Origin of the sequence: Acidovorax sp. K2F (assembly GCF_025246485.1) — a bacterium.
GTDB lineage: Bacteria > Pseudomonadota > Gammaproteobacteria > Burkholderiales > Burkholderiaceae_C > Acidovorax > Acidovorax delafieldii.
Genome location: NZ_JAOBSQ010000024.1, coordinates 1 through 6,082 on the forward strand (window position 1 = coordinate 1; position 6,082 = coordinate 6,082).

General features: G+C 48.9%; 4 protein-coding genes and 1 pseudogene. 1 reads left to right on the plus strand and 4 read right to left on the minus strand.

Annotated elements, in window-relative coordinates:
• Positions 1–1,586 (minus strand): hypothetical protein (locus N4G42_RS07060; protein ID WP_260666684.1); only part of this gene is annotated, 1,586 nt, incomplete at its 3' end.
• On the minus strand, positions 1,583–2,842 hold the full coding sequence (locus N4G42_RS07065; protein ID WP_260666685.1) for a site-specific integrase: 1,260 nt from the start codon (positions 2,840–2,842) through the stop codon (positions 1,583–1,585). The genes N4G42_RS07060 and N4G42_RS07065, both read right to left, overlap by 4 nt.
• Positions 2,843–3,079: 237 nt before the next feature.
• On the opposite strand from N4G42_RS07065, the pseudogene N4G42_RS07070 reads away from it, so the two are divergent.
• Positions 3,080–3,262: pseudogene (locus N4G42_RS07070) on the plus strand (HNH endonuclease); the annotation flags it as partial.
• Positions 3,263–3,309: 47 nt separating this feature from the next.
• Here N4G42_RS07070 and N4G42_RS07075 read toward each other — a convergent pair.
• The gene (locus N4G42_RS07075) at positions 3,310–4,620 is read right to left on the minus strand and encodes a methyltransferase (RefSeq protein WP_260666686.1); all 1,311 of its coding nucleotides are present in this window, start codon (positions 4,618–4,620) and stop codon (positions 3,310–3,312) included.
• A 136-nt stretch (positions 4,621–4,756) separates the two neighbouring features.
• Positions 4,757–6,082: sensor histidine kinase (locus N4G42_RS07080; RefSeq protein WP_260666687.1), on the minus strand; the 1,326-nt coding region annotated here is incomplete at its 5' end.

The window sequence follows — 6,082 nt, forward strand, 5'->3', positions numbered from 1 at the left end:
CTAGGGCACCATACGTATTCCAGCTGCTTTGTGTCTTCGTTAAGAAGGTGGCCCCAATCTCTCTGTGTTTTCGGCCACTCGTAATTATTGTCAATTAATATGCTTTTGAGATCCGCAATGACCTCTGCTGGAATCGATTTGCGATTTGAGCTGGCCCGATAGACTACTTTAAACTTATCAAATTTTAGATCGACTGGATTTTTGAACTTCAAAGGTTCTCCAGTTTTATCTTTTTGCGCAACCCTGGAATGTTCAATTGCGAATGAAAATAGTTGGTGTATGTCGTTGATCTTGGTGTTGCGTGTTTCGTTGCTGACGTATTTTTTTATAATGTAGTTTCTGAAACAGAATCCAGATTCCGTGTAGTCATTTATGTGTTCTCTGCGTATTTTATGAATTTCTGGTGCTGCTGGAAAATCGCTAAGAAAGTTTAGAAAGTCGTCACATGAGATTTTGCGTAGTGTTCCAGAGTATGTGGCATTAGTATGTCCTTGAATAAATAATGACATAATATGTCCCCAGTTTCTTAGGTGGGGGTGCTTGGAAATAATTTCCTCGAAAGAAGAAAATTCCGTTAGCGATAGTCGTTGTAGATCTCTGGCAATTAGGGGTTGTTTATGATTTTCTTCACTGTGCGAGTTGTGAATCAAGATCAATGAGTTGTATGCTTTTTTGGTTATAGCAATTTTGGTGTTATTTTCCGAGTTCTCGTTTATTGCGAGTGACAGGCATCGGGCAAATAGGCTTGTATTGACCTGTTCTATTTTTCTCAATGTGGAAAATAGCATCAAGCGCTCTATCGCGCGTATGCCAAATTTTATGTGCTCATTCTGCTTAAGATTTTCCAGGGCTGCTCTGAAAATGGGTACTTCTTGGATGCTGTATGTTTCATCAATAATTTTTCTGAAATTTCCTGGATTGATGAGTGTCCGAACATGTGTGCTTTCGCTGCCGTTCGTAAGGAACGGGAAAAGAAGCCACAAATTTCTCGCGCACAAACCTAAGTATTCCAAAATCCTTGGCTGATGGTAGTTTAATGATTTTGTGCTGGAACTATTTGCAGGTGTCTCAAATCCTCTATAGAGGATATCAATAGTGAAGTTGAAGAAATCGACTGCAGAGTTTGAGTTTTTAAGAGTTTCGACTAGGACGTGGTGGCCGATGGGATCATTTCTTCCCTCTGTGTAGATTGTTGTTTCTGAGAGAGTTTTTGGGCGTAGTTTTTCTATGATTGATATTTGTTCAAAAATAGTCATGCGCCCAGTTATATGTTTAACTTCAGATAACTTTTGGGTGTTGAATAATTCTAGAACAGGCGCTGGCTGTAAATGTGCCAATAAATTTTCGGTAAAGACGAAGGCATTAATTCTTCCTGGTAATTTGGCGGAAGGAGTAATTAATTCTTGCCAGCGTGCGTCGCTGCGAAGCCTTCCATATTCATCAATAGAGTTTCTAATTATTTCTTTCGATGGGCATGTGAGCAGAAGAAAATTTTTATTGTCTGGATTTAGAGTAACTGGTGAGTGTAATGTGTTTGGGGTCTCAAAAATATCTGCGGTTTCGAGTGTTTTTAGGTGGTTTGTCATTTTATTTTTCTGGTTAAGTGCTTTGCATCAAGCTGCCCAAAAATCATCGAGTTCAAGTTTTGTGAGTTTGCGGTGCCTTCGCTTGAATTGGACCGATTTTCTGCAAGGCGGAGTGCGTTGGCGGCGCTAATTGGTGAGATATGGGTGTATATCGCTGTAGACGAAGGTTGAACGTGTCCCATCCATTTCTGGATAAAAAGCAATTCGGCCTTTAGTACATCTGCGCAGTAAAACCCGTAAAAGTGCCGCAGGGAGTGGGTTCCGTAACCACTTAAATTAATATCTTGATTTCGTTGTATTCTTCTGCAAGCAATGCGGAATTGCTTCTCTACTGCCTTGGTGGTGAGAGGATCGCCATTTTTCGCAGTGAAATAGTAAGGGTGTGAATAACTTGGATTGCGATTTCTGATGCTGTATATGTAAATTCGGTGCAGGTCTAGCAAGTATTTTCCACTGTTCTTAATCCAATAAGAATCCGAGGAGAGTGCTGCCTCATCGTCGAATTTAATGCCTTTCCACCCGGAAAATGTAGGGAGCGCGCCATGCTCCGTCCTTGGGAGGCAGTCGTATTTTTCTCTTAGGTAATCTCGACGCTGGCCAGAAACTATTCGCTTTGCTGAATTGGTCCACGACATGCGGGATAATGTTGGGTGCATGAGCTTGACTACGAGCTGCTCGTCGCATGCTCCAACATCTTGCACGAATAGATTTAGTAATTCTGATAACCTGCGACCGCCGTAAGCCAGCATAGCGAAGAGAAGTTTGTCGCGTGGATTTTTTGTTAAATCAATTAATTTTGATACCAATTCAGCAGGGAATGGCTTGTACATCCATAGACCATTTATTGATCGCTTTCGGCCATATTCCTTTTTTTTGTTGCGCTTTTTTGTGTGGAAAAGCAAGCTTTTTTCTGCGTGGGTGGATGAGATATAAGAATCTCTGCAGATATCAATAAATTCTCGGTCGGATATTTCTAAATCCTTGGAGAGGATTTCAGACGAGAATTTGACGTAGTCCGCGACCGCTCGTTTAGTGGCTTTGTATTGCTGGTTGCTCGCCGCTTTCCAGCCTAGTACAGTTCCGTTGTCGAAAGCGTATAAAAATTCTTCGAGAAATGCTTTGGCTGTAGCAACCTCAGACTGATTATTTTTGCAGACAAGGAAATAATAGTCGCGCAGCTTCCCGATAGCTATGACCGATTTTGTTATCGACTCATAACTTCTTACTTGCTGTTTTTGAAGATATCGCGAATACATCGCGACACTTCGGGTTATGAATGGGGAAGTTGGATCGCTGAGGTCTACAAGAATCGGAATAGTTGATGAGTCAACTGCAGCGATGCCAATGTGAACGACAGCATGGGAGGTGGTGCAATAAGTCACCAAAAAATGGTAGGCGAGTTCCCTAGTCCCGCCAATCCATGATCATGGCGTATAAGGCAACTCGCCAATATTTTTTTGTATCAACTAGTGAACTTACGATGGTAGGGATAATGCCGCCCCTGCAACCACCGCAAGGGCCCCCGCACGCCAGAGCAGGCGCACATGCCGCTGCTGTATGCGCCCTATGTACCCAGCCTGTGGGAAGACTTCATCTTGCGCAACCGGCGCATCCTGGCCGATCAGATGGAGTTCTTGATGGCCCACGTACCGAAGTCGTCGCGCCTTCTGACGTAGCGAACGGAGTCATCAATAGGGACTCCATAAAAGCAGAGACGACTGATTCAGACTGCTTTACATGCAATGACAATGAAACCGTCCACAGGTTGGTGATTCTCTTCGCGTAGGACGATGTCTTCAATCTTCACACTGGCAAATCCGACAGATTGACACAGCGCTTGCAAGTGGCTGCGTTTGTGCGCGTAGCGGCCATTTGACTGCAGCACCATGTCAGGCCCCTGCTCCAGCGCGGTTTCGAACGATAAGACCATTATCCCACCTGGCGTCAGTACACGGTGCACGTTCGGAATGGCTTGCTTCACATCGCCTGCGTAGATGAAAACGTCTAGAGCAGTAATCACTTGGTATAGCTCGTCCGGTGTTTCTCGCAGCGCATCATGCAGATTTACGGTGTGGAATCGATCGTATACGTTGTGCCGAGCCGCCTGCTCGATCATTTTTGTAGACGGGTCTACGCCCATCAACGAGCCGTCCAATCTACCTAAGAAAACCCCCAGGAGACCAGTACCGCATCCAAGGTCCAATACGTTGATTTTTCTGTCTGGATGACGATCTAGGATCAGTCGGCTAACCTGCTTGGGCAGTTGGTACTTCAGTCCACGAACCATCCGCCAGTCGTAAAACTCCGCCAAGTTATCGAAAATTTTGCTTGTCAACTCCACGGGTTGCTGGTCAGGCGTTTCGCCGTTGGTCAGTTTTGAGTAGTACTGATACGTACGGTCGTTTGGCGCCAGCTCCAGCAGTGTGCATGCACTATCTTTGGCACAAACCGGCTTACCAGCTGCGATATAAGCCTTAACTCTGCCAGCCAGAGATTCGAGATCTGTCGGGTATTCTTTAACTAATTCGTCCCATATTTCCAGCGACTCTGCGTGTTGGCCCAAATCGCTTAAATCGCTAGCAAGTAATCGTCGCAGAGTGATGTCGCCATGGACCAGACTAAGTCCACGTCGTAGGTGCCGAACGGCCATTTCAAGATGTATGGCGCGGTGCGCGATATCGATCACACCTGCTAACACCTGCAGGTTCTTGGGTTCAAGCACAGCCACTTTTTCGGCAGACTCTATTGCTTCTGGAAACTGGTTATGGCGTGCTAGCAGCATTGCCAACTCCAGCAGTCCAGGACCCCAGTCAGGAGCCAGGGACACCGATTTACGCATTGCGTCAAAGGCGCCTTGGACGTTGCCCGCTTTTTCCGCCAGCAGGCCTCCGAGCATAAAAACCCGCGGATCTTGGGGCCATTGCGCGTTCGCCTTATTGAGTGTGAGCGCGGCGTTCTTGAGATCGCCTTGTGCAATTTGCTTGCGGGCCTTGGTCAGGTGCTGAAGGTTGGGGTCGGTCGCTGTGGCGCTCATGGGTGCTGGAGTTTTGAAAATAGACCGCTGGGCGGCCTGCCGGACGTAGGAGGGCCGGCGTCAACAAGAAATGCGAGAGATGATTATCCAGGATTCAGCCCGTTCAGCTTTCTGGCTGGCGGGTGATAGGAGTACCTTATCTCCCGCTCGGCCTGATGCGCTGTGAGGCCAGCGTCAATGTGAAGCAGGCGCCTTGGCCCTCGCTGGACTGGACGGTGATGTCGCCCCCGTGCAGGCGTGCAATGCGGCGCGCAACCCACAGTCCAAGGCCAAATCCCTTGCTTTGGTCCGTACGGTCGCCTCTCTCAAACTGTTCAAAAATGCGGTTCATCACGTCCAGCGACATTCCAGAGCCTTCGTCGGCCACAGAGATTTCAAGCAGTCCTGTCTCACCTTTTTGCGCCGCAATAAATATTTCTCCAGCGGTCGCATACTTCACAGCGTTGTCCACCAAGTTGGATAGGGCAATGTGCACCAGTGTCGCGTCGCAGACCCATTCCAGAGGCGCTGAGTCGGTAAAAAGCTGCAAGTGGTGGCGCGGCGACCAGTGCACGAGTTGAGCGGCGTGGTGAAGCAAGTCACTGACCTTGACCGGTGATGCCTGCAGCGCGAGGCCGCTGTGGTCCAGCCGTTCATTGATCAGACAACTGTCGACCAATGCGGTCAGGCGCCTGCTGGCTCTGCGTATCTGTGCGGCTCGATCTACCTGGGGCTGCAGTTCGGCGGATGGAAAACTCTGCTGCTCTGCTGCAGCGCTATCGATCACGGTCAGAGGGGTTCGGAATTCATGGCTGATCATGTGGAAGAACTGCCGTTGTTCATGTCGCAAGGCTCGCTCGCTTTCAAGCGATGTCGCGAGCGCGACTTGGGCCGCCGAGAGCTCCGTGGTCCGCTGCAGGATGCGTTCCTCCAGCGACTGCTCGGACAGCGCCAGCCGTTCTATGGCCTGGTCCTTGGCACGCTGGGCTTTTCGATACCGGGTCACCATCCCCACGAACACCGCACTGGCCAGCAGGGCGGTGAACACGATGGCCTCAAGTTGCCAGATCAATGTCGCATCGACGTTCCATTGAATCTGACCCGTCATGAGAATGGCGATCGGCACACCGCACACGCAGTGCAGACCGTATGCCAGGAGCAAAAGTACATGCGGACCGAGGCGGTCTCGCCGCTGTAAGGCCAGCCAGCACAGTGATATTCCTACGATGTCGCTGGCCAGCAGAGAGATCAGATTGACCCACGCCACATCCGGGTAGAAACCCAAAGGCCCGCTGAATGCGCCCAGCACATTTACAGCGATGAGGAATGTCAGAAATCTGTCGGTCCACCGGTAGGGCGTATTGCGTGTCAGTTGCTCCTTGATCTGCCACGCCAGCGCTGCGGGTAGCAGAAAGGCTCCTATGCTCACCGCGTTGCTGTCCCAGAAGATGAAGTCCGGTGGAGACCAGAGGCTTGAATAACC